The sequence below is a fragment of the Bradyrhizobium sp. 149 genome (assembly GCF_023073915.1).
In the GTDB taxonomy this organism is placed as follows: domain Bacteria; phylum Pseudomonadota; class Alphaproteobacteria; order Rhizobiales; family Xanthobacteraceae; genus Bradyrhizobium.
The window spans coordinates 137,427-158,993 of record NZ_JADPKK010000019.1; the positions used below are offsets into that span (position 1 = coordinate 137,427).

Below are 21,567 nucleotides of genomic sequence, written 5' to 3' on the forward strand. Positions count from 1 at the left end.
ACCCTCCTTACCAGCTGGACTTCACGAGGCCCGGGACCATGCCCTTGGAGCCAAGGTCCCGCATTGCGATGCGGGACAGTTTGGTCAAGCGATAGTTCGAGCGCGAACGGCCCGACAGCTCGCAACGCAGACGGATGCGGGTCGCCGATGAATTGCGCGGCATTTCAGCCAGCTTCAGGGTCGCGGCGAACCGCTCCTCCATCGGCAGCGTCTTGTCGGCGATGATCGCCTTCAACCGCTCGCGCTTCGGGGCGGCGTTCTTCGTCATCCGCTTGCGCCGGTTGTTCTTCTCGATTGAACTCTTCTTTGCCATGCTTGGCTCCTGGGTATCCGCGTTTGAGAGGCTTTAGGTCAGCGTCTCACTGCCGGAACGGGAAATTGAAAGCGGTCAACAAGGCCCTCGCCTCGTCGTCGGTCTTGGCCGTGGTGCAGACGGTGATGTCCATGCCGCGGGCTTCCGAGACCTTGTCGAAGTCGATCTCGGGGAAAATGATGTGCTCCTTGATGCCGAGCGAGTAGTTGCCGCGGCCGTCGAAGCTCTTCGGGTTCAGGCCGCGGAAGTCGCGGACGCGCGGCAGCGCGACCGTCACAAGCCGATCGATGAACTCGTACATGCGGGCCTTGCGCAGCGTGACCTTGCAGCCGATCGGCTGGTTCTCACGCAGCTTGAAGGTCGCGATCGCAACACGCGAATAGGTCACGATCGCCTTCTGGCCCGAGATCAGGGTCAACTCGGCGGCGGCGGTCTCGGCCTTCTTGCGGTCGTTGACGGAATCGCCAACGCCCATGTTCAGCACGATCTTGTCCAGGCGCGGAACCTGCATGACGTTCTCATAACCGAACTTCTCGGTCATTTCCGTCCGGATCTTCGCATCGTATTCCGCGCGCAGGCGCGGCGTGTAAGCGGCCTCAGCCATCGATCTCAGCTCCCGAGCTCTTGGCGATGCGGACCTTCTTGCCGTCCGCCAGAATCTTGAATCCGACGCGGGTCGGCTTTCCGTCCTTCCCGACATACGCGATGTTGGACAGTTGGATCGGCGACTCCTTCGAGATGATGCCGCCCTCCTGGGCCTGCGTCTGCTTCTGGTGACGCTTGACCATGTTGATGCCGCGCACGAGCGCCGTGCCGGCATCGGGACGCACTTCGAACACCTCGCCGGTGCGGCCCTTGTCGCGGCCGGTCAGCACGACGACCTTGTCGCCCTTGCGGATCTTCGCAGCCATCACAGCACCTCCGGCGCGAGCGAGATGATCTTCATGTGGTTCTTCGCGCGCAGCTCGCGCGGCACGGGCCCGAAGATACGGGTGCCGACCGGCTCGGACTGGTTGTTGATCAGAACGGCGGCGTTGCGGTCGAAGCGGATGACCGAACCGTCGGCGCGGCGGATGTCCTTGCGGACGCGCACCACGACGGCCTTCATCACGTCGCCCTTCTTCACCTTGCCACGCGGAATCGCTTCCTTGATCGAAACGACGATGATGTCGCCGATCGTGGCGTAGCGGCGCTTGGAGCCTCCGAGCACCTTGATACACATGACACGGCGTGCGCCAGAATTATCGGCCACGTCGAGGTTGGTCTGCATCTGAATCATTGATGCACCTCGTCCTCTTCTCTTTGCGCCAGCCCAGCCGGCGCTCAACATTTCCCTGAAGTCAGTCGGCTAAAGCCAACAGATCAGGCGCTTTTCTTGTGTTCGCCCCGGATCACGACCCAGCGCTTCAACTTCGAAATCGGCTTCGATTCCTCGATCCACACCATATCGCCCGGCTTGAACTCGTTGCTCTCGTCGTGCGCGTGGTAGTTCTTCGAACGGCGGATCGTCTTCTTGTAGATCGGGTGCGTGAAGCGGCGATCGACGCGCACCACGATGGTCTTGGCTTGCTTGTCGCTGACGACCACGCCCTGCAAAGTACGTTTCGGCATCTTCGTAAGCCTCTTACTTCTTCTTCGCGCGCGTCTGCGCGGCGACGGTCTTGATCCGGGCGATGTCACGGCGGGCCTCGCGCAGGCGCGAGGTGTTCTCGAGCTGCCCGGTGGCGCGCTGGAAGCGCAGGTTGAAGCGCTCCTTCTTCAGGTTCAGGATGGCGTCATCCTGCTGATCGGGGCTCATCGCGCGGATGTCTTCGATTTTCATCTGGGCCATGGCCATTACTCCGCAATGCGCTCGACGAAGCGCGTCTTGATCGGCAGCTTGGCTGCCGCCAGGGTCAGCGCTTCACGCGCCGTCTGGGTGTTGACGCCGTCGATCTCGAACAGCACCCGGCCCGGCTTGACGCGCGCGACCCACAGTTCCGGCGCGCCCTTGCCGGAGCCCATGCGGACTTCAGCAGGTTTCTTCGACACGGGAACGTCGGGGAATATGCGGATCCAGACGCGGCCGGCGCGCTTCATGTGGCGGGTGAGCGCGCGGCGAGCGGCTTCGATCTGGCGCGCGGTGACGCGCTCAGGCTCGGTCGCCTTCAGGCCGAACTGGCCGAACGCCAACGTCGCGCCCGAAGACGCAACGCCGTGGATACGGCCCTTATGCGCCTTCCGGAACTTCGTTTTCTTAGGTTGCATCATGGCTTCAAGCCCTCAAATTCTCTGTGCTGGCGTCAGGCTGCAGCGTTGTCACGGCGCTGCCGGCCGCCGCGATCGCCGCCGCCACCAGTCTCACCTTCGGCCATTCTCTTGTCTTGGGCCATCGGATCGTGCTCGAGGATCTCGCCCTTGAAGATCCAGACCTTGACACCGCAGGTGCCAAAGGTCGTGAACGCGGTCGCAACGCCGTAGTCGATGTCTGCGCGCAGCGTGTGCAGCGGCACGCGACCTTCGCGATACCATTCCATGCGCGCGATTTCCGCACCGCCCAGACGACCCGAGCAGTTGATGCGGATGCCTTCCGCGCCGAGACGCATCGCCGACTGCACGGCGCGCTTCATGGCGCGGCGGAACGCCACGCGGCGCTCCAGCTGCTGCGCGATCGACTCGGCCACCAGCGTCGCATCGAGCTCCGGCTTGCGGATCTCGACGATGTTGATGACGACGTCGGACGAGGTAATGTCCGCCACCTTCTTGCGCAGCTTGTCGATGTCGGCGCCCTTCTTGCCGATCACCACGCCCGGGCGAGCCGAGTGGATGGTGACGCGGCACTTCTTGTGCGGACGCTCGATCACGATGCGGGCAACGGCGGCCTGCTTGAGCTCCTTGTGCAGGATCTCACGGATCTTGACGTCCTCGTGCAGCAGCTTGCCGTATTCCTGCTTGCCGGCGAACCAGCGGGAATCCCACGTACGGTTGATGCCGAGACGCAGACCGATCGGATTGATCTTTTGACCCATCGTGTTCTCCTGCGTCCCTTAAGCCGCTGCTTCGGCTTCGACCTGACGAACGATGATCGTCAGCTGTGAAAATGGTTTGTAGACACGACCCGAACGGCCACGGCCGCGGGCCGCAAAGCGCTTCATCACGAGGCCGTTGCCGACGAAGGCCTGCGCCACGACGAGATCGTCGACGTCGAGGTCGTGGTTGTTCTCGGCGTTGGCAATAGCCGATTCCAGGCACTTCTTCACGTCAACCGCGATCCGCTTGCGCGAAAACTGCAGGTCGGCGAGCGCAGCAGCGGCCTTCCGGCCGCGAATGAGCTGGGCGACCAGGTTGAGCTTCTGCGGGCTCACCCGCAGCATCCGGGCGACCGCCTTGGCCTCGTTCTCGGCGAGGCTCCGTTCGCGCTTAGGTTTGCTCATCGTTTAATCCTCAAGCCTTCTTGGCTTTCTTGTCCCCGGAGTGGCCATGGAAGGTCCGGGTCGGCGAGAACTCGCCGAACTTGTGACCGACCATTTCCTCGTTGACGGCCACCGGGACGTGCTTCTGACCGTTGTAGACACCGAAGGTCAGGCCGACGAATTGCGGCAGGATCGTCGAGCGACGGCTCCAGATCTTGATGACGTCGTGACGGCCGGACGAGCGCGCGGCGTCTGCCTTCTTGAGCAGAGAACCCTCGACGAACGGGCCTTTCCAGACTGAACGAACCATGTCCGGCGTTCCTTACTTCTTCCGCTTGTGGCGGCTTAGGAGAATGAATTTGTTGGTCGACTTGTTGGATCGGGTCTTCTTGCCCTTGGTCGGCTTGCCCCACGGAGTGACCGGGTGGCGACCGCCCGAGGTACGACCTTCACCACCGCCGTGCGGATGGTCGATCGGGTTCATCGAAACGCCGCGGTTGTGCGGCTTGCGGCCCAGCCAACGGTTGCGGCCGGCCTTGCCGATCGAGGTGTTCATATGATCCGGGTTCGACACCGCGCCGATCGTGCCGCGACAACGGCCGTGCACGAGGCGCTGCTCGCCCGAATTCAGGCGGACGATCACGTAGTCCTGGTCGCGACCGACGAGCTGGGCGTAGGTGCCCGCGGAACGGGCGAGCTGGCCGCCCTTCCCGATCTTGACCTCGATGTTGTGGATGATCGTGCCGACCGGCATGTTGCCGAGCGGCATGACATTGCCGGGCTTCACGTCGACATAGTTGCCGGCAACGACGGAATCGCCGACGGCCAGGCGCTGCGGCGCCAGGATATAGGCCTGGGTGCCGTCTTCGTACTTGACCAGCGCGATGAACGCGGTGCGGTTCGGATCATACTCCAGCCGCTCGACCGTCGCGGGCGCATCAACCTTGTCGCGCTTGAAATCGACGGTACGCAGCGTCCGCTTATGACCGCCGCCGCGGAAGCGCACCGTGATGCGACCGGTGTTGTTGCGGCCGCCAGAGGAGTGCTTGCCTTCGGTGAGCGCCTTGACCGGCTTGCCCTTGTAGAGCGCCGAACGATCGACCATGACCAGCTGGCGCTGGCCCGGCGTCGTGGGATTGAATGTCTTCAGTGCCATCGTCGTACGACCTTACAGACCGGTGGTCACGTCGATCCGGTGACCCTCTTCGAGAGTCACGATCGCGCGCTTGGAGTTCGACTGCGAGCCGAGATTGCCGCGGAAGATCTTGGTCTTGCCCTTGCGGACCAGCGTGTTGACGCTCTTGACCTTGACGTCGAACAGCTTCTCGATCGCTTCCTTGATCTGCGGCTTGGTCGCCTTCGCGGCCACCTTGAACAGCACCTTGTTGTGCTCCGAGGCGATCGTGGCCTTTTCGGTCACGACCGGCGACAGGATCACGTCGTAGTGGCGAGGCTCGATGTTCTTCGTCATTTGAAGCGCGCCTCCAGCGCATCGATGGCGGCCTTGGTCAGAACAAGCTTCCGACGGCGCAGGATGTCATAGACGTTGATGCCCTGAATCGGCAGCACGTCCATGTTCGGGATATTGCGGGCCGCAGCGGCGAAGCCGTTGTTGAGCTCGGCGCCGTCGATGATCAGCGCGTTGGTCAAGCCGAGGCCCGAGAAGTGGCCGAGCAGCGCCTTGGTCTTGGCAGCTTCCAGCGCGGCCTTGTCGATCACGACGAGATCGCCGTCCTTGGCCTTGGCCGAGAGCGCATGCTTGAGGGCGAGCGCGCGAACCTTCTTCGGCAGGTCGGTGGCGTGCGAGCGCACCACCGGACCGAAGGCACGGCCACCGCCGCGGAACTGCGGCACGCGGGCCGAGCCGTGACGAGCACCGCCGGTGCCCTTCTGCTTGTACATCTTCTTGCCGGTGCGCCAGATCTCGGCGCGGCCCTTGGCCTTGTGCGTACCGGCCTGGCGCTTGTTGAGCTGCCACTGCACGCAACGTGCAATGATGTCCTGGCGCGGCTCGAGGCCGAAAATGGTGTCGGAAAGCTGGACCGAGCCGGCTTCCTTACCTTCGAGGGTCGTGACCTTCAATTCCATCTCACGCCTCCTGCGCAGCCGGAGCAGCGTCCGCTTCGCCAGCAACCTTGAATTTGCCGGGCTTCGGAGCTTCCTTCGGCAGCGGCTTCTTGACGGCGTCGCGCACGCGAATCCAGCCGCCCTTGGAGCCAGGAACGGCGCCTTCGACGAGGATCAGACCGCGCTCGACATCGAGCTGGACGACCCGAAGATTGAGCGTGGTGATGCGGTCGACACCCATGTGGCCGGGCATCTTCTTGTTCTTCCAGGTCTTGCCGGGGTCCTGACGGCCACCGGTCGAACCGATCGAACGGTGCGAGACCGACACGCCGTGGGTGGCGCGCAGACCGCCGAAGTTCCAGCGCTTCATACCGCCGGCAAACCCCTTACCGACCGAAGTACCGGTGACGTCGACGAACTGGCCGACGACAAAGTGGTCGGCCAGTATCTCGGCACCGACGGGGATCATCTGATCCGCGGAGACGCGGAATTCCTCGACCTGCCGCTTCGGCTCGACCTTGGCGACCGCGAACTGGCCGCGCTCCGCCTTGGGCATGTAGACGGTCTTGCGGCTGCCAGAACCAAGCTGGAGCGCGACATAACCGTTCTTCTCTTCGGTGCGGTGGCCTACGACCTGGCAATTGCCGAGCTTCAGCACGGTCACGGGGATATGTTCGCCGGCCTCTGTAAAGACCCGCGTCATCCCGACCTTTTGTGCGATCACTCCGGAGCGCATCGGCGTGCTTCCTGTTCTTTCTGTCCGCTAGTCGCGAACGTGATCCAAAAATCTTAGAGCTTGATCTCGACGTCGACACCGGCGGCCAGATCGAGCTTCATCAAAGCATCGACGGTCTGCGGGGTCGGATCGACGATGTCGAGCAGGCGCTTGTGAGTGCGCATCTCGAACTGCTCGCGGCTCTTCTTGTCGACGTGCGGCGAACGGTTGACGGTGAACTTCTCGATGCGCGTGGGCAGCGGAATGGGTCCGCGGACCTGCGCGCCGGTGCGCTTCGCCGTGTTCACGATCTCGCGGGTCGACGTATCGAGGATACGATGGTCGAACGCCTTGAGACGGATACGAATGTTTTGGCCGTTCATTGCCGTGATCTCTCTTCAGTGGGGTGGCGAATAGCGAATAGCGAATGTCACATTCGCTATTCGCCGATCCCTGTTCTCGTAATTACTCGATGATCGAGGCGACGACGCCGGCGCCGACGGTGCGGCCACCTTCGCGGATCGCGAAGCGGAGCTTCTCTTCCATCGCGATCGGCACGATCAGGTGCACTTCCATCGCGATGTTGTCGCCCGGCATCACCATTTCGGTACCTTCCGGCAGATGCACGACACCGGTCACGTCGGTGGTGCGGAAGTAGAACTGCGGACGGTAGTTGGTGAAGAACGGAGTGTGGCGACCGCCCTCTTCCTTGGTGAGGATGTAGGCCTCAGCCTTGAACTTGGTGTGCGGCTTGACCGAACCCGGCTTGCACAGCACCTGACCGCGCTCGACGTCCTCGCGCTTGGTACCGCGAAGCAGCGCACCGATGTTGTCGCCGGCCTGGCCCTGATCGAGCAGCTTGCGGAACATTTCGACGCCGGTGACCGTGGTCTTCTGCGTGGCGCGCAGACCGACGATCTCGATTTCCTCGCCGACCTTGACGATGCCGCGCTCGACACGGCCGGTCACGACGGTGCCGCGACCCGAGATCGAGAACACGTCTTCAACCGGCATCAGGAACGGCAGGTCGACCGGACGCTCCGGCTGCGGAATGTACTCGTCGACGCTCTTCATCAGCTCGAGGATGGCCTCGTGGCCGAGCTTCTTGTCGGAGTCTTCGAGAGCGGCGAGCGCCGAGCCCTTGATGATCGGGATCTTGTCGCCCGGGAAGTCGTACTTGGAGAGCAGCTCGCGGACTTCGAGCTCGACGAGCTCGAGCAGTTCCGGATCGTCGACCATGTCGCACTTGTTGAGGAACACGACGAGTGCGGGAACGCCGACCTGGCGGGCGAGCAGGATGTGCTCGCGGGTCTGCGGCATCGGACCGTCAGCGGCCGACACGACCAGGATCGCACCGTCCATCTGGGCGGCGCCGGTGATCATGTTCTTCACGTAGTCGGCGTGGCCGGGGCAGTCGACGTGCGCGTAGTGGCGGTTCTTGGTCTCGTACTCGACGTGCGCCGTCGAGATCGTGATACCGCGCGCCTTCTCTTCCGGCGCCTTGTCGATCTGGTCGTACGCCGTGAACGTCGCGCCGCCGGCTTCGGCGAGGACCTTGGTGATCGCCGCGGTCAGCGACGTCTTGCCATGGTCGACGTGACCGATGGTGCCGATGTTGCAGTGCGGCTTGTTACGTTCAAACTTTGCTTTGGCCATTTGACTCTCCGTTCAATCGTCAGTTCGAGACCGACGACAATCAGGCAAACTTCTTCTGGACTTCTGCCGACACGTTGGCCGGCGCTTCTGCGTAGTGGTCGAACTGCATGGTGAAGGTCGCGCGACCCTGGCTCATCGAGCGCAGGTTATTCACGTAACCGAACATGTTCATGAGCGGCACCATCGCGTTGATGACGTTGGCGTTGCCGCGCATGTCCTGACCCTGGATCTGACCGCGCCGGGAATTCAGGTCGCCGATGACCGAGCCGGTGTAGTCTTCCGGGGTCACCACTTCGACCTTCATGATCGGCTCGAGCAGGACGGACTTGCCCTTCTGCAAGGCTTCGCGGAATGCAGCACGCGATGCGATTTCGAAGGCGAGCGCCGACGAGTCGACGTCGTGATACTTACCGTCGACGAGCTGAACCTTGACGTCGACCACGGGGAAGCCCGCGACCACGCCCGAACTCAGCACGCTGTTGATGCCCTTTTCGACACCGGGGATGTATTCCTTCGGCACCGCGCCGCCGACGACCTTGGACTCGAACTCGTAACCCTTGCCGGGCTCGTTCGGCTCCACGATGATCGACACTTCCGCGAACTGACCGGTACCGCCGGTCTGCTTCTTGTGGGTGTACTTGACCTCGGCCCTCTTGGTGACGCGCTCACGGAACGCCACCTGCGGCGCGCCGATGTTGGCATCGACCTTGTAGGTGCGGCGGAGGATGTCGACCTTGATGTCGAGATGGAGTTCGCCCATGCCCTTGAGGATGGTCTGGCCGGACTCCTGGTCGGTCGACACGCGGAAGGACGGATCCTCCGCGGCGAGCTTCGCCAGCGCCACGCCAAGCTTTTCCTGGTCGGCCTTCGACTTCGGCTCGATCGCGATCTCGATGACCGGCTCGGGGAATTCCATCTTCTCGAGGATCACCGCCTTGTCGGGATCGCACAGCGTGTCACCGGTGCGCGCTTCCTTCAGGCCAGCCAGCGCGACGATGTCACCGGCATAGGCTTCCTTGATGTCTTCGCGGTTGTTCGCATGCATCAGCAACATGCGGCCAATGCGCTCCTTGCGGTCGCGCGTCGAATTGATGACGCCGGTACCCGACAGCAGCGTGCCGGAATAGATGCGGCAGAAGGTGATGGTGCCGACGAACGGGTCGTCCATGATCTTGAACGCCAACAGAGCCAGCGGCTCCTTGTCGTCCGGCAGACGAACGACCTCGTTGCCGTCTTCATCGACGCCCTTGATGGCGGGCACGTCTACCGGCGAGGGCAGATAATCCACGACCGCGTCGAGCAAAGGCTGCACGCCCTTGTTCTTGAACGCCGAGCCGCACAATACCGGGAAGAACGCGCCAGTCAGCACGGCCTTGCGGATCAAGCGCTTCAACGTCGCCTCATCGGGCTCCTTGCCATCGAGGTAAGCGGCGAGAACGTCATCGTCGAGTTCAACGGCGGCTTCCAACAGCTTCTCGCGATACTCCTTGGCCTTCTCGACCATGTCCTCGGGAATATCGATGTCCACGAACTTGGCGTCGAGCTTCTCTTCTTCCCAGACCACGCCCTTCATCCGGACGAGATCGACCAGACCCTTGAAGTTGTTCTCGGAGCCGATCGGAAGCTGAATCGCGATCGGCTTTGCGCCGAGGCGATCGATGATATCCTGCATGCACTTGTAGAAGTCGGCGCCGATCTTATCCATCTTGTTGGCGAAGACGATGCGCGGAACCTTGTACTTGTCGCCCTGGCGCCAGACCGTCTCGGTCTGGGGCTCGACGCCCTGGTTCGAGTCGAGCACGCACACGGCGCCGTCAAGCACGCGCAAGCTGCGCTCGACTTCGATGGTGAAGTCGACGTGGCCGGGCGTGTCGATGATGTTGAGACGCTTGCCTTCCCAGAACGCGGTGGTCGCAGCCGACGTAATCGTGATGCCGCGCTCCTGCTCCTGCTCCATCCAGTCCATCGTCGCGGCACCTTCGTGCACTTCGCCGATTTTGTGGCTCTTGCCAGTGTAATAGAGGATGCGCTCGGTGGTCGTGGTCTTGCCGGCATCGATATGCGCCATGATACCGAAGTTGCGGTAATTCTCTATGGCATGAACGCGGGGCATGGAGTGTTCCTTAGATTCCGTGTGTCGCCGTTACCAGCGATAGTGCGAGAAGGCGCGGTTGGCTTCCGCCATCCGGTGCACGTCTTCGCGCTTCTTGACGGCGTTACCCCGGTTGTTCGACGCGTCCAGGAGCTCCGCAGAGAGCCGCTCGGTCATCGTCTTCTCGTTGCGATCGCGCGCAGCCGAGATCAGCCAGCGAATGCCCAGCGCCTGTCGGCGCACCGAGCGAACCTCGACCGGAACCTGGTAGGTCGCGCCACCGACGCGGCGGGAGCGCACTTCGATCGTCGGCATGACGTTCTCGAGTGCCTGCTCGAACACGCCGAGCGGGTTCTGCTTGGTCTTGGTTTCGATGAGGCCGAACGCACCGTAAACGATGCCTTCAGCGACCGACTTCTTGCCGGCGTACATCACCGAGTTCATGAACTTCGTGACGATGATGTTCCCGAACTTCGGATCGGGAAGGACTTCGCGCTTTTCGGCAGAATGGCGACGAGACATGGACCTGGTTCCCGCTTACTTCGGACGCTTGGCGCCGTACTTCGAACGGCGCTGCTTACGGTTCTTGACGCCCTGGGTATCCAGAACGCCGCGGAGGATGTGGTAGCGCACGCCGGGCAAGTCCTTGACGCGACCGCCGCGGATCATGACCACCGAGTGCTCCTGGAGGTTATGGCCCTCACCGGGGATGTAGCCGATCACCTCGAAGCCGTTGGTCAGGCGCACCTTGGCAACCTTACGAAGCGCCGAGTTCGGCTTCTTCGGGGTCGTGGTGTAAACGCGCGTGCAAACACCGCGCTTCTGCGGCGACTGCTGCAGCGCCGGCACCTTCTTGCGCGACTTCTGCACTTCCCGCGGTTGAGCGATCAGCTGGTTGATCGTCGGCATCCTGGCATTACCCTTTGTGTTCTGCCGCGGCCCGTCACCGGGTCCGCAAATTCTTTCGAGCTACCCGCCCGACGAGGCCGCCTTCCGCGGAACAATCCGCACAAAGCGAAATCGCGCCAACCACTCATCAACGAGCGGAAAGCGCTTCGACGCCACAGAGGACCGCAGTCTTTGAACCGGTCAGCTTGAAGCTGCGGCCCGCACACCGAGGTCATGCATCCGAATTCGATCTCGAGAGACCATGCTCAAGAGAACTAAAATCGCACTGGCATTGCCTAGCTATGATCGACAGCGTTTGAGCGGCATTCGTCGAGGTTGGTGCCCGTCTTGGCGACCCCAGAGGGATCAAACGGGTGGCCCGTTCCGACGTTGGCGATGCTCACCGCCTGTCGTTAAGTGAGGGGGTTCTATAAGTGGGACTCAGTCGAGTCAAGGCGAAACGTCAGTCAGAAGCGCTTCCCGCACCTATCGAAATCGCGTCCGGGGCCGCTCGCTGCGTCTTTTCGATATGGGTGCGAAGAGCACGTTCCGCTATCCCGAGCCTATTTATATCCGGGTTAAATATACTTTTATAACCTTCGCTAAGGCTTTTTTTCCTGTTGGGGCATCAATGTGCCGCCTCCGGCAGAGATTAGCGCCATGCGGTACACCGACATTGCCATTATCGGCGGCGGATTGTCCGGCTCGACGGCCGCCGCGATGCTCGGCCGTACCGGCATTTCGACTATCTTGATCGATCCGCATGAGAGCTATTCGGCGGACTTTCGAGTCGAAAAACTCAGTGGTCACGTGCAGGTCGGCCGATTCCTGCAGACGGGAATCGCCGAATCGGTGCTGCGCCGCGCGACCTTTGTGGGCGAGAACTGGATCGCGCGTTTCGGCCGTCTCCTCGACAAGGCGCCAAGCCGGCAGTTCAACATCCTCTACGATTCCCTCGTCAACGCTGTCCGCGACGAAATTCCTGCCGGCGTCGAGCGCATCTGCGCCAAGGCCATCCTGGTCGAGACGAGTGCGGAGCGGCAGAAGGTCACTCTCTCCGACGACGAGATGATCTCCGCCCGGCTGGTCGTGCTCGCCAACGGCCTCAACGTCGGCCTGCGCCATCAGCTGGGAATCGCGCGAAAAGTCATCAGTGCCTGCCATTCGATTTCGATCGGGTTCGACGTGGTGCCCGCGGGACGGGACTCGTTCGACTTCCCGGCGCTGACCTATTTCTCGGAACGGCCGAGCGACCGCATTCCCTACCTCACGCTGTTTCCGATCGGCACGCGGATGCGCGCCAATCTGTTCGTCTATCGCAGCTTCGACGATTCCTGGCTGAGTGAGCTGCGCCGCGCGCCCGCCGAGACGCTGAACGCCGCGCTGCCACGGCTCAAGCGCATCACCGGCCCGTTCGACATTCCCGGAGAGCTGAAAATCCGCCCGGTCGATCTCTATGTGAACGATGCCAGCGGCCAACCCGGCCTCGTGCTGGTGGGCGATGCCTTCTCGACGTCCTGCCCCGCTGCCGGCACCGGCTGCGACAAGGTCTTCACCGACGTCGAGCGGCTCTGCAACGTCTACATCCCGCGGTGGCTGGCCTCCGATGGGATGGATACAAGCAAGATCGCCGCCTTCTACGCAGATCCGGTCAAGCGGGAGTGCGATGAATGGTCGGCGGCGAAGGCGTTCGACTTCCGCTCAGTCTCGATTGCGACGAGCCCCTATTGGACGGCGCAGCGCTGGGCACGCTTCATCGCTTGGTCGATTCAGGGGCTATTGCGGCCGCTTGGAGGAGCCTTCGATCTGGAGCCGAACTTCCTCGGTCACTCCTCCTCGTCGTCCTTATCATCCTCGTCGAGGTCGTCTTCATCCTCGTCGTCATCGTCGCTGTCCTCGTCGACGTGAGCCGCCGCGCCATGCGGCTGGTGGATCTGGTCGTTCCACAGCTTGCGATAGGTGCCGTTCTTGGCGAGCAGCTCGGCATGCGAGCCGCGCTCGATCGCCCTGCCCCCCGAAATCACGATGATCTCGTCCATCTCGACAACCGAGGTCAGCCGGTGGGTCGACCAGATCATGGTGCGGCCCTTGGCCACCTTAAGCAGCGTGCGGTTGATCGCGGCTTCCGTGGTCTGGTCGAGCGCCGAAGTGGCTTCGTCCAGCAGCAGCACGGAGGGATTGCGGATGACCGCGCGCGCGATCGCGATGCGCTGGCGCTGGCCGCCCGACAAGGTATCGCCGCGCTCGCCCACCGGCGTGTCGTATCGCTGCGGCAGGCTCATGATGTAGCGGTGGATCTCGGCCTTCTTGGCCGCCTCCTCCACCTCCTCGTCGGTCGCGCCCTCCTTGCCGAGCCGGATGTTCTCTCGGATCGACATGTTGAACAGCATGTTCTCCTGGAACACCACCGCCATGCTCCGGCGCAGCGAATCCAGCGTCACCTTGCGGACGTCGACGCCATCGATGGTGACGCGCCCTTCGTCCGGCACGTAGAGCCGCAGGATCAAATTGAGCAGCGTGCTCTTGCCGGAGCCCGACGGGCCAACGATGGCAATGCGCTTGCCGACGTTGAGCTTGAGGCTGAGATTGTCCAGCACCGGCGTCTGGCTGCCTTCGTACTGGAACGTCACGTGGTCGAAGGTGATGTCGTTGGTGATGCGGGGCAGATCGGGCGCGCCGGCACGATCGGCGCTGCGCGTGGGCTCGTCGAGCAGCTCCTGCATGTGACGAATCGCGGCGGCCGCGGAGATCGACACGGGAATGAAATGCATCACATGGGCGATGTTGTAGGACACCTCCCAGAACGCGCTCTCGAAAGTGACGAAGGTGCCGATGGTGATCTGCCCCTTGGTCGCCAGATACGCGCCGATTGCGAGCACGACCAGATGCAAGAGCAGCACCGAGATGGTGACCGTCCGCTCCACCATGGTCGACAGGAACGCCGCCGACGCCATCCTGTGTCGCGTCTCGTCATTGCGGAAGGTGAAGAAGCCGAACATCCTGCGTTGCAGGCTGAACGCCTTGATCACGGCCTGCGCCGCCACGTTCTCCTGCACCATGCCGAGCAGCGCGGACTCATTGAGCTTCTGCTCGTAATTCGCCTGAACAGCCTTCGGCGTGAGCATGCGCGGACCGATCAGCGTGATCGGAAACACCAGCAGCGCAACCACCGCGAGCTGCCAATTCAAGAACACCATCAGAATGATGCCCGCGATCAACTCCAGGAACGGCAGTGCCGCGCTGTTGGCAAAGGTCTTGACCGAGCCCTCGAAGGCGGCGAGGTCGACGGAAAAGCGCGACAGTATCTCGCCGCGCTTGGTCCGGCCGAAATAGGCCGCCGGCAGGTCCTGGACGTGCTCGAACAGCCGTTTGCGGACGTCGGAAATGATGCAGGCCGCGAGCCGCGCATCCCAGCGCTCGTACCAGACCGCGACGATCGAGGTGAAGATGCCGGCGACCGCGAGCACGCCGAGGATCTTGTACAGCGCCTGGAAATCCTCCTCGCCGAGCGCGTCGTCGATCAGGTACTTCAGGCTGAGCGGCATGATGACGTTGAACAGCGTCTCGACAAAGACGCCGAACGCCACGAAAGACAGCATCCGCTTGTAGTTGACCAGGAAGGGTTTGACGAAACCCAGGATAGTCGCGAGCGCGCCGGCGGCCTCGCGCGCGGTAAAGACGACGAGATCCTCGTCCTCATCGTCGTCATCGAGCTCCAGCTCGTCATCCCCATCGTCTTCATCGTCCTCGTCTTCGAGGTCCGGCTTGGCGGCAGGGACGAGCTTGCCCTCGAGCTCGGCCGCCTCTTCAGCGGCGAGCTTCTGTTTGTCGGGCGGGAGGGGCTTGGACGCCATGAAACCAACCGATGCTGACGGCCGGCATGACCGCAGAGAAAGCAGGAAATAGCGGCGAACGCTATTGTACCGATTCTATGCGATCACGATGAATTCGGCAAAACAATTGGCGAAGGCGCCCGCTTCAAGCAGCTAGTCGTCTTCCTCGTCCTCGACCTTGTCGAAAAAGGAATAGCGCAAGGAATCGGCGTCGGCGTACCACCGGCCCGGGCCCTTGTTGGCGGCGAGCGTCGTCTCCCAGAGCGCGTCGGTGCAGTCCTTGCGGTGCATCGACAAGTCAAAGCCGTTGCCGAAGAACAGTTCGGACCATTCCCACCAGGTGCCGAGCTTCTTGACCCCGCGCAGGAGGTCGTAGCGGTCGATCAGTGCCGGCGCCATGTCCGAGGTGATCGAGCCAAACACGAGGCCGGTCTTGACCACACGATTCAGCTCCTTGATCGCACGTACCACCTGCTTCGGGGAAATATGGCAGAGGCTGGTCTCGAACACGAAGTCAAACGCTCTGTCCTTGAACGGCATGTCAGTGATCGAACCGAGCTTGTTGTAGTTCTTCAGCGCCTTCGGCGTTCTGGCGTGAATGGCGCGGTTGTTCTCGATGCCCCAGGCATCGATGCCGCGATCGCGCAGCGCGCCGACAAGCTCGCCACTGGCCGAGCCCGCAATCAAGAGCTTCGTGCCTTTGGCCTTGCCCCAGACGATCCCGATCAGTTTTGTGAGATAGTCGGGATCCGTGAAGTGTTGCCACGCTTCGCTGTAAGGACCCTGCCCGCGATAATTGTCAAAATAGTCGCGATCGATCTTGTCCGAGAGCGGCTTGTCGTCCTGCGAACGCTCGCGGCGCAGGCGCATCATCTCGGTCAAGATGATGTCAGTCGCCGCGTCCGAGGAATCGAGCAGACCGTTCAGCGTCGAGTCGAACAGATAGTCACCGACCACCACGATTCCGGGGTGCTCCTTCGGTTCGGGCCGGTGATTGGTCATGACGTCGCGCACGGGCAAGCCGCCCGGAATCGCGTTCACCGACGACAGCCAGCGATGGATCTTGCCTTCCATGAAATGGGCGCGCGCATCGCCGAGCGATGCCGGCAGCGATTTCAGCGCGGCGTCGATCAGTTCCTGGTCGGAGAGATTCGCAAAGGCCAGCGCGTCGGAACCCGGAATCAGCCAGTTCAGCACGCCGTGCTTGCCGACATCATGGCGCGCGCCCTCGTTGTAGACGCAGCAACCGCCGAAGGCCTCCGACATGAACCAGGCGCCGGCGATCTTGTCGCCCCAGAACGGCGTGTCGAACAGGATCGAGACGCGTAAATAGTGCGCGGGACGGTCGAAGTACGCGACGTGCTTGACCATCGACTTGCGGAGCTGTTCGCCCTCCCAGCCGACGGTGCCGAGCCAGGAATGCGGCAGGCAGACCAGCACGAGGTCGAAGTCGCGCGTCTCCGGCCCCTTGCCGTTCATCATCTTGAGCTGATAGCGGCCGGTCGGCGCCTTGCCGACGGTAAGGATGCGATGATTGAGCTGGATGTCGGCATTGACCTCCGACTGGAGACACTCGATGAGCTGCTCGTTGCCGTTCTGGATGGAATAGAGGCCGATATAGCCGTCGACATCCATCAGGTAGTTCTTGAGCGCGTTGAGCCCGTTGGTGTTGTGGCTCTCGGTTGCGAGGTCCGAGCGCGCCATCACCTTGAAGAATCGTTTTGCAGTTTCGTCCTCGACCTCCTCGTCGAGCACCTGCTCGGCGGTCTTGTAGGCCCAGGGATTCTCGTTGTCGTGCGCGCCGACGCCCTCGTAATACTCGATCGGCGTCATCGCCTCGGCGCAGCGCTTGCGGAACGCCTCGATCGCGGCCGCGGTCTTGGCGCCGTATTTGCGGCGCATGCCCGCGACGTCGTTGAGGAGTTCGCCGCCGAACTGCACCTGCTCGGCATCCATCGGAATGGTCTGCAAGCCGAAATGCTGGATCAGCTCGCGCAACGGATCCGGTCCGGTCATCGAGTAGTCGTAGATCTCGGCAACGCCGGCCTCGTACATCGCCGGCGCGGAATCGAATTTGCGCGTGACGATCTTGCCGCCGAGCCGGTCGGATGCCTCGTAGATGGTGACGCGGCAGAGGTCGCCGAGCTTGCGCTTCAGATACCAAGCGCTCATCAGCCCACCGGGGCCGCCGCCTACGATTGCGAGATCAAGCATCAGAATTCCGTGGTCTCCGGCCCGCCCCCTTCACGGGACCACCGGTCTAAGCTCTCCTAGCAGAAGCGCTTTTGCGCCTGAAGGAAAGATGAACAAAGGTTGATCCTGCACCGCAACAGGGAAACAAAGCGGCAAAAAGGCCGGCTTTCGCCGGCCTTTTCATTGTCCTCGGTATTCCTACGGATGACCGATCATTCCGCTGGCGGCAGCGCCATCGGCTCCACTTCCGGCGCCGGCGGCACGACGGCCGCCTGCTTCTCGCGCTCGTCGAGGATCATCTTGTCGCGCTTCACGGCGACTTCGCGGATCTTGGCCATGGAGGCGCCGGTGCCTGCCGGAATCAGCCGGCCGACGATGACGTTCTCCTTGAGGCCTTCGAGCGGATCGACCTTGCCGTTGACCGCCGCTTCCGTGAGGACGCGGGTGGTCTCCTGGAACGAGGCCGCCGAGAAGAAGGAGCGGGTCTGAAGGCTCGCCTTGGTGATGCCGAGCAGAACCGGCGTCCCCGTGGCGATCTTCTTGCCCTCTTCCTTGGCCTTCGCATTGATCTGGTCGAACTCGATCTTGTCGATCTGCTCGCCCGAGATCATGTCCGTGTCGCCCTGGTCGGTGACTTCCACCTTCTGGAGCATCTGACGGACGATCACCTCGATGTGCTTGTCGTTGATGAGCACGCCTTGGAGCCGGTAGACCTCCTGGATCTCGTTGACCAGATAGGCCGCGAGTTCCTCGATGCCCTTGACCGCCAGAATGTCGTGCGGCGCCGGGTTGCCTTCCACGATGAAGTCGCCCTTTTCGACCACGTCGCCGTCCTGAAGGTGGATGTGCTTGCCCTTCGGGATCAGGTACTCGCGTGCCTCTTCGGTCTTGTCCATCGGCTCGATCGCGATGCGACGCTTGTTCTTGTAGTCGCGCCCGAACCGGATGGTGCCCGCGATTTCGGCGATGATCGCCGCATCCTTCGGACGCCGAGCCTCGAACAGTTCCGCCACCCGCGGCAGACCGCCGGTGATGTCACGCGTCTTGGCGCTTTCGGTCGAGACACGGGCGAGGATGTCTCCCGTGCTGACCTTGGCTCCGATATCGACCGACAGAATGGCGTCGACCGACAGCATGTAGCGGGCCTCGCCGCCGCGGGCGAGCTTGAGCACCTTGCCGTCCTTGCCCTTGATCACGATGGCCGGACGCAGGTCCCCGCCGCCGCGCATCGAGCGCCAGTCGATGACCACGCGCTTGGCGATGCCGGTGGCCTCGTCGAGCGTTTCCGAGATCGACTGCCCCTCGACCAGATCCTCGAAGCCAATGGTGCCTTCGACCTCGGTGAGAAGCGGACGGGAGTAGGGATCCCACTCGACGATGCGCTGGCCGCGCTTGACCATATCGCCTTCGTCGACGTGCAGGCGCGAGCCGTACTGGATGCGGTGCGTCGCACGCTCGGTGCCGTCGGCATCGACGATCGCGATCACCATGTTGCGCACCATCGCGACCAGGTGGCCTTCGCTGTTGCGGGCGATGGCCTTGTTCCTGATCACGATCTTGCCGTCGAAGTTGGATTCGACGAAAGATTGCTCGTTGAGCTGCGCCGCACCGCCGATGTGGAAGGTGCGCATGGTGAGCTGGGTGCCCGGCTCGCCGATCGACTGTGCCGCGATGACCCCGACCGCTTCGCCGTGGTTGACCGGCGTGCCGCGCGCGAGATCGCGGCCGTAGCACTTGCCGCAGATGCCGTTGACGAGCTCGCAGGTCAGTGCCGAGCGGATCTTCACCTCCTGGACGCCACCCTGCTGGATGGCATCCAGATGGCTCTCTTCCATCAGCGTACCGCGCTTGAAGATCACCTTGCCCGTGCTGTCACGCACGTCTTCGCAGGCCGTGCGTCCGAGGATGCGCGAGCCGAGCGAAGCGACCACGGTGCCGGCATCGACGATGGCGCGCATCTTGATGCCGAGCTTGGTGCCGCAATCGTCCTGCGTGATGATGCAGTCCTGCGCGACGTCGACGAGACGACGGGTCAGGTAGCCGGAGTTCGCGGTCTTCAACGCGGTGTCCGCGAGGCCCTTGCGGGCGCCGTGGGTCGAGTTGAAGTACTCGAGCACCGAGAGGCCTTCCTTGAAGTTCGAGATGATCGGAGTCTCGATGATCTCGCCCGACGGCTTGGCCATCAGGCCGCGCATGCCGGCGAGCTGACGCATCTGGGCCGGCGAACCGCGGGCACCGGAGTGAGCCATCATGTAGATCGAGTTGATGTCGGCATCCGCCCCGCTCGCCGTCTTCTTGGTCGAGGAGATCTCCTTCATCATCGCCTTGGCGATTTCTTCCGTGGCCTTCGACCAGGCGTCGACGACCTTGTTGTACTTCTCGCCATGGGTGATCAGACCGTCGTTGTACTGCTGCTCGAAATCCTTCGCCAGCGTACGGGTGGCGTCGACAATCTTCCACTTGGAGTGCGGCACGACCATGTCGTCCTTGCCGAACGAGATGCCGGCTTTGAACGCGTTGTAGAAGCCGAGCGCCATGATGCGGTCGCAGAAGATCACCGTCTCCTTCTGACCGCAGTGGCGGTAGACTTGGTCGATGACGCCGGAGATCTCGCGCTTGGTCATCAGCTTGTTGATGATCTCGTAGGGAACACGCGGGTTCTTCGGCAGCAAATTGCCCAGCATGACGCGGCCAGCAGTGGTCTCGATCCAGCGCTTGGAGATCTTGCCGGTCTCGTCAATGCCTTCCCACCGGTACTTGATCTTGGTGTGGAGGTGGATGACCTTTGCGTGCAGCGCGTGCTCGAGCTCCGCCATCTCGCCGAAGATCTTGCCCTCGCCGGGCAGGCCTTCGCGCATGATGGAGACGTAGTAGAGACCGAGCACGATGTCCTGCGACGGCACGATGATCGGCTGGCCGTTCGCCGGATGCAGGATGTTGTTGGTCGACATCATCAGGACGCGCGCTTCCAGCTGCGCTTCCAGCGACAGCGGAACGTGCACGGCCATCTGGTCGCCGTCGAAGTCGGCGTTGAACGCGGCGCAGACCAGCGGGTGGAGCTGGATCGCCTTGCCCTCGATCAGCACGGGCTCGAACGCCTGGATGCCGAGGCGATGCAGCGTCGGTGCGCGGTTGAGCAGCACGGGATGCTCGCGGATGACCTCGTCCAGGATGTCCCAGACCTCGGGCCGCTCCTTCTCGACCAGCTTCTTCGCCTGCTTGACGGTGGTGGACAGGCCCTTGGCGTCAAGCCGCGAGTAGATGAACGGCTTGAACAGCTCGAGCGCCATCTTCTTCGGCAGGCCGCACTGATGCAGGCGCAACTCGGGACCGACCACGATCACCGAACGGCCCGAATAGTCGACGCGCTTGCCGAGCAGGTTCTGACGGAAGCGGCCCTGCTTGCCCTTGAGCATGTCGGCGAGCGACTTCAGCGGACGCTTGTTGGCACCGGTGATGACGCGACCGCGGCGGCCGTTGTCGAACAGTGCGTCGACGGCCTCCTGAAGCATGCGCTTCTCGTTGCGGATGATGATATCAGGCGCGCGCAGCTCCATCAGCCGCTTCAAGCGGTTGTTGCGGTTGATGACGCGGCGGTAGAGATCGTTGAGGTCCGAGGTCGCGAACCGGCCGCCGTCCAGCGGCACCAGCGGACGCAGGTCCGGCGGAATCACCGGAACCACGGTCATGATCATCCATTCCGGCTTGTTGCCGGAGTGGCGGAACGCCTCCACGATCTTCAGGCGCTTGGCGAGCTTCTTGTGCTTGATGTCGGAGTCGGTCTCCTGCATCTCCGCGCGCAAGCTCAGCTCGAGCTTCTCGAGGTCCATGCCCTTGAGCAGCTCGCGGATCGCTTCCGCGCCGATCATGGCGGTGAAGGAATCCTGGCCGTACTCGTCCTGCGCCTTGAGATACTCGTCTTCCGACAGCAGCTGACGGTCCTTCAGCGCGGTCAGGCCCGGCTCGAGCACGACATAGTATTCGAAGTAGAGGATCCGCTCGAGATCCTTCAACGTCATGTCGAGCAAAAGACCGATGCGCGAGGGCAGCGACTTCAGGAACCAGATGTGGGCGACGGGGGCCGCGAGCTCGATATGGCCCATGCGCTCGCGCCGGACGCGCGACAGCGTGACCTCGACCGAGCACTTCTCGCAGATGATGCCCTTGTACTTCATGCGCTTGTACTTGCCGCACAAGCACTCGTAGTCCTTGATCGGCCCGAAGATGCGGGCGCAGAACAGGCCGTCGCGCTCGGGCTTGAAGGTGCGGTAGTTGATGGTTTCCGGCTTCTTGATCTCGCCGTACGACCAGGACAGAATCTTCTCGGGGCTCGCGATCGAGATCCGGATCTGGTCGAAGACCTGAGCCGGCGTCGTCGGATTAAAGAGATTCATAATTTCTTGGTTCATCGTCTTCTC

At 62.5% G+C, this 21,567-nt stretch carries 23 protein-coding genes; 1 reads left to right on the forward strand and 22 read right to left on the reverse strand.

Annotation, left to right across the window (positions count from 1 at the left end):
* Nucleotides 1–7: 7 nt before the first annotated feature.
* The 19 genes from rpsN to rpsL all read right to left on the reverse strand — a co-directional run bounded on the left by rpsN (nt 8) and on the right by rpsL (nt 11,144).
* Nucleotides 8–313, reverse strand: coding sequence for a 30S ribosomal protein S14 (gene rpsN / locus IVA88_RS12245; RefSeq protein ID WP_007611604.1), 306 nt, complete (start codon nt 311–313; stop codon nt 8–10).
* Between the two features lie 46 nt (nt 314–359).
* Complete coding sequence (gene rplE, locus IVA88_RS12250) at nt 360–917, reverse strand: 50S ribosomal protein L5 (RefSeq protein WP_247497527.1); 558 nt, start codon at nt 915–917, stop codon at nt 360–362.
* Nucleotides 910–1,224, reverse strand: coding sequence for a 50S ribosomal protein L24 (gene rplX / locus IVA88_RS12255; protein WP_007603031.1), 315 nt, complete (start codon nt 1,222–1,224; stop codon nt 910–912). Before rplX ends, rplE begins: the two co-directional genes overlap by 8 nt.
* Complete coding sequence (gene rplN, locus IVA88_RS12260) at nt 1,224–1,592, reverse strand: 50S ribosomal protein L14 (RefSeq protein WP_007603030.1); 369 nt, start codon at nt 1,590–1,592, stop codon at nt 1,224–1,226. Before rplN ends, rplX begins: the two co-directional genes overlap by 1 nt.
* 83 nt (nt 1,593–1,675) lie before the next feature.
* Nucleotides 1,676–1,924 (reverse strand): 30S ribosomal protein S17, encoded by a 249-nt coding sequence (gene rpsQ / locus IVA88_RS12265; RefSeq protein WP_007603028.1) that lies wholly within the window; start codon nt 1,922–1,924, stop codon nt 1,676–1,678.
* A gap of 13 nt (nt 1,925–1,937) precedes the next feature.
* Nucleotides 1,938–2,144 (reverse strand): 50S ribosomal protein L29, encoded by a 207-nt coding sequence (gene rpmC, locus IVA88_RS12270; RefSeq protein ID WP_011088144.1) that lies wholly within the window; start codon nt 2,142–2,144, stop codon nt 1,938–1,940.
* Nucleotides 2,145–2,149: 5 nt separating this feature from the next.
* Nucleotides 2,150–2,563 (reverse strand): 50S ribosomal protein L16, encoded by a 414-nt coding sequence (gene rplP, locus IVA88_RS12275; RefSeq protein ID WP_007603024.1) that lies wholly within the window; start codon nt 2,561–2,563, stop codon nt 2,150–2,152.
* Between the two features lie 32 nt (nt 2,564–2,595).
* Nucleotides 2,596–3,321: a 30S ribosomal protein S3 gene (rpsC, locus tag IVA88_RS12280; protein WP_247497528.1), complete on the reverse strand. Its 726-nt coding sequence runs from the start codon at nt 3,319–3,321 to the stop codon at nt 2,596–2,598.
* 18 nt (nt 3,322–3,339) lie between these two features.
* Entirely contained in the window at nt 3,340–3,726 is a 387-nt protein-coding gene (gene rplV, locus IVA88_RS12285) for a 50S ribosomal protein L22 (RefSeq protein ID WP_008136353.1), read from the reverse strand.
* Between the two features lie 10 nt (nt 3,727–3,736).
* On the reverse strand, nt 3,737–4,015 hold the full coding sequence (rpsS, locus tag IVA88_RS12290; protein WP_007603021.1) for a 30S ribosomal protein S19: 279 nt from the start codon (nt 4,013–4,015) through the stop codon (nt 3,737–3,739).
* Nucleotides 4,016–4,027: 12 nt separating this feature from the next.
* A complete protein-coding gene (rplB, locus tag IVA88_RS12295) occupies nt 4,028–4,861 on the reverse strand; it encodes a 50S ribosomal protein L2 (RefSeq protein ID WP_247497529.1) in 834 nt (277 codons plus the stop codon).
* Nucleotides 4,862–4,873: 12 nt separating this feature from the next.
* Nucleotides 4,874–5,176, reverse strand: coding sequence for a 50S ribosomal protein L23 (locus IVA88_RS12300; protein WP_007603019.1), 303 nt, complete (start codon nt 5,174–5,176; stop codon nt 4,874–4,876).
* The gene (gene rplD, locus IVA88_RS12305) at nt 5,173–5,793 is read right to left on the reverse strand and encodes a 50S ribosomal protein L4 (protein ID WP_211399436.1); all 621 of its coding nucleotides are present in this window, start codon (nt 5,791–5,793) and stop codon (nt 5,173–5,175) included. Before rplD ends, IVA88_RS12300 begins: the two co-directional genes overlap by 4 nt.
* A gap of 1 nt (nt 5,794) precedes the next feature.
* Nucleotides 5,795–6,508 carry a 50S ribosomal protein L3 gene (gene rplC, locus IVA88_RS12310; RefSeq protein ID WP_007603016.1) on the reverse strand — a complete coding sequence of 238 codons (714 nt, stop codon included), beginning with the start codon at nt 6,506–6,508 and terminating at the stop codon, nt 5,795–5,797.
* A gap of 53 nt (nt 6,509–6,561) precedes the next feature.
* On the reverse strand, nt 6,562–6,870 hold the full coding sequence (gene rpsJ, locus IVA88_RS12315; protein ID WP_002712302.1) for a 30S ribosomal protein S10: 309 nt from the start codon (nt 6,868–6,870) through the stop codon (nt 6,562–6,564).
* Between the two features lie 82 nt (nt 6,871–6,952).
* The gene (gene tuf, locus IVA88_RS12320) at nt 6,953–8,143 is read right to left on the reverse strand and encodes an elongation factor Tu (RefSeq protein WP_247497530.1); all 1,191 of its coding nucleotides are present in this window, start codon (nt 8,141–8,143) and stop codon (nt 6,953–6,955) included.
* Nucleotides 8,144–8,183: 40 nt separating this feature from the next.
* The gene (fusA, locus tag IVA88_RS12325; protein WP_247497531.1) at nt 8,184–10,256 is read right to left on the reverse strand and encodes an elongation factor G; all 2,073 of its coding nucleotides are present in this window, start codon (nt 10,254–10,256) and stop codon (nt 8,184–8,186) included.
* A gap of 30 nt (nt 10,257–10,286) precedes the next feature.
* A complete protein-coding gene (rpsG, locus tag IVA88_RS12330) occupies nt 10,287–10,757 on the reverse strand; it encodes a 30S ribosomal protein S7 (protein WP_211399438.1) in 471 nt (156 codons plus the stop codon).
* Nucleotides 10,758–10,772: 15 nt separating this feature from the next.
* The gene (gene rpsL / locus IVA88_RS12335) at nt 10,773–11,144 is read right to left on the reverse strand and encodes a 30S ribosomal protein S12 (protein ID WP_007603006.1); all 372 of its coding nucleotides are present in this window, start codon (nt 11,142–11,144) and stop codon (nt 10,773–10,775) included.
* Nucleotides 11,145–11,783: 639 nt separating this feature from the next.
* Between rpsL and IVA88_RS12340 the strand changes: the two genes are divergently transcribed.
* Nucleotides 11,784–13,031 carry an NAD(P)/FAD-dependent oxidoreductase gene (locus IVA88_RS12340; protein WP_247497532.1) on the forward strand — a complete coding sequence of 416 codons (1,248 nt, stop codon included), beginning with the start codon at nt 11,784–11,786 and terminating at the stop codon, nt 13,029–13,031.
* Here the strand turns inward: IVA88_RS12340 and IVA88_RS12345 are convergent.
* The 3 genes from IVA88_RS12345 to rpoC all read right to left on the reverse strand — a co-directional run bounded on the left by IVA88_RS12345 (nt 12,950) and on the right by rpoC (nt 21,558).
* Complete coding sequence (locus IVA88_RS12345; RefSeq protein WP_247497533.1) at nt 12,950–14,977, reverse strand: ABC transporter ATP-binding protein; 2,028 nt, start codon at nt 14,975–14,977, stop codon at nt 12,950–12,952. The genes IVA88_RS12340 and IVA88_RS12345 overlap by 82 nt on opposite strands.
* 132 nt (nt 14,978–15,109) lie before the next feature.
* Nucleotides 15,110–17,170 carry an FAD-dependent oxidoreductase gene (locus tag IVA88_RS12350; RefSeq protein WP_247497534.1) on the reverse strand — a complete coding sequence of 687 codons (2,061 nt, stop codon included), beginning with the start codon at nt 17,168–17,170 and terminating at the stop codon, nt 15,110–15,112.
* 191 nt (nt 17,171–17,361) lie between these two features.
* Nucleotides 17,362–21,558, reverse strand: coding sequence for a DNA-directed RNA polymerase subunit beta' (gene rpoC, locus IVA88_RS12355; RefSeq protein ID WP_247497535.1), 4,197 nt, complete (start codon nt 21,556–21,558; stop codon nt 17,362–17,364).
* Nucleotides 21,559–21,567 lie beyond the last annotated feature (9 nt).

Excerpts from the sequence above, each read along its gene's own strand:
- IVA88_RS12340 (WP_247497532.1), top strand. The coding sequence starts at position 11,784 with ATGCGGTACACCGACATTGCCATTATCGGCGGCGGATTGTCCGGCTCG.
- rplV (WP_008136353.1), bottom strand. The coding sequence starts at position 3,726 with ATGAGCAAACCTAAGCGCGAACGGAGCCTCGCCGAGAACGAGGCCAAG.
- rpsC (WP_247497528.1), bottom strand. The coding sequence starts at position 3,321 with ATGGGTCAAAAGATCAATCCGATCGGTCTGCGTCTCGGCATCAACCGT.
- rplD (WP_211399436.1), bottom strand. The coding sequence starts at position 5,793 with ATGGAATTGAAGGTCACGACCCTCGAAGGTAAGGAAGCCGGCTCGGTC.
- rplC (WP_007603016.1), bottom strand. The coding sequence starts at position 6,508 with ATGCGCTCCGGAGTGATCGCACAAAAGGTCGGGATGACGCGGGTCTTT.
- rplB (WP_247497529.1), bottom strand. The coding sequence starts at position 4,861 with ATGGCACTGAAGACATTCAATCCCACGACGCCGGGCCAGCGCCAGCTG.
- rpsL (WP_007603006.1), bottom strand. The coding sequence starts at position 11,144 with ATGCCGACGATCAACCAGCTGATCGCTCAACCGCGGGAAGTGCAGAAG.
- rplE (WP_247497527.1), bottom strand. The coding sequence starts at position 917 with ATGGCTGAGGCCGCTTACACGCCGCGCCTGCGCGCGGAATACGATGCG.
- rpsQ (WP_007603028.1), bottom strand. The coding sequence starts at position 1,924 with ATGCCGAAACGTACTTTGCAGGGCGTGGTCGTCAGCGACAAGCAAGCC.
- rplP (WP_007603024.1), bottom strand. The coding sequence starts at position 2,563 with ATGATGCAACCTAAGAAAACGAAGTTCCGGAAGGCGCATAAGGGCCGT.
- rplN (WP_007603030.1), bottom strand. The coding sequence starts at position 1,592 with ATGATTCAGATGCAGACCAACCTCGACGTGGCCGATAATTCTGGCGCA.
- rpsN (WP_007611604.1), bottom strand. The coding sequence starts at position 313 with ATGGCAAAGAAGAGTTCAATCGAGAAGAACAACCGGCGCAAGCGGATG.
- rpsS (WP_007603021.1), bottom strand. The coding sequence starts at position 4,015 with ATGGTTCGTTCAGTCTGGAAAGGCCCGTTCGTCGAGGGTTCTCTGCTC.
- rpoC (WP_247497535.1), bottom strand. The coding sequence starts at position 21,558 with ATGAACCAAGAAATTATGAATCTCTTTAATCCGACGACGCCGGCTCAG.
- rpsJ (WP_002712302.1), bottom strand. The coding sequence starts at position 6,870 with ATGAACGGCCAAAACATTCGTATCCGTCTCAAGGCGTTCGACCATCGT.
- IVA88_RS12345 (WP_247497533.1), bottom strand. The coding sequence starts at position 14,977 with ATGGCGTCCAAGCCCCTCCCGCCCGACAAACAGAAGCTCGCCGCTGAA.
- fusA (WP_247497531.1), bottom strand. The coding sequence starts at position 10,256 with ATGCCCCGCGTTCATGCCATAGAGAATTACCGCAACTTCGGTATCATG.
- rplX (WP_007603031.1), bottom strand. The coding sequence starts at position 1,224 with ATGGCTGCGAAGATCCGCAAGGGCGACAAGGTCGTCGTGCTGACCGGC.
- rpmC (WP_011088144.1), bottom strand. The coding sequence starts at position 2,144 with ATGGCCCAGATGAAAATCGAAGACATCCGCGCGATGAGCCCCGATCAG.
- IVA88_RS12300 (WP_007603019.1), bottom strand. The coding sequence starts at position 5,176 with ATGACGAAGAACATCGAGCCTCGCCACTACGACGTGATCCTGTCGCCG.
- rpsG (WP_211399438.1), bottom strand. The coding sequence starts at position 10,757 with ATGTCTCGTCGCCATTCTGCCGAAAAGCGCGAAGTCCTTCCCGATCCG.
- IVA88_RS12350 (WP_247497534.1), bottom strand. The coding sequence starts at position 17,170 with ATGCTTGATCTCGCAATCGTAGGCGGCGGCCCCGGTGGGCTGATGAGC.
- tuf (WP_247497530.1), bottom strand. The coding sequence starts at position 8,143 with ATGGCCAAAGCAAAGTTTGAACGTAACAAGCCGCACTGCAACATCGGC.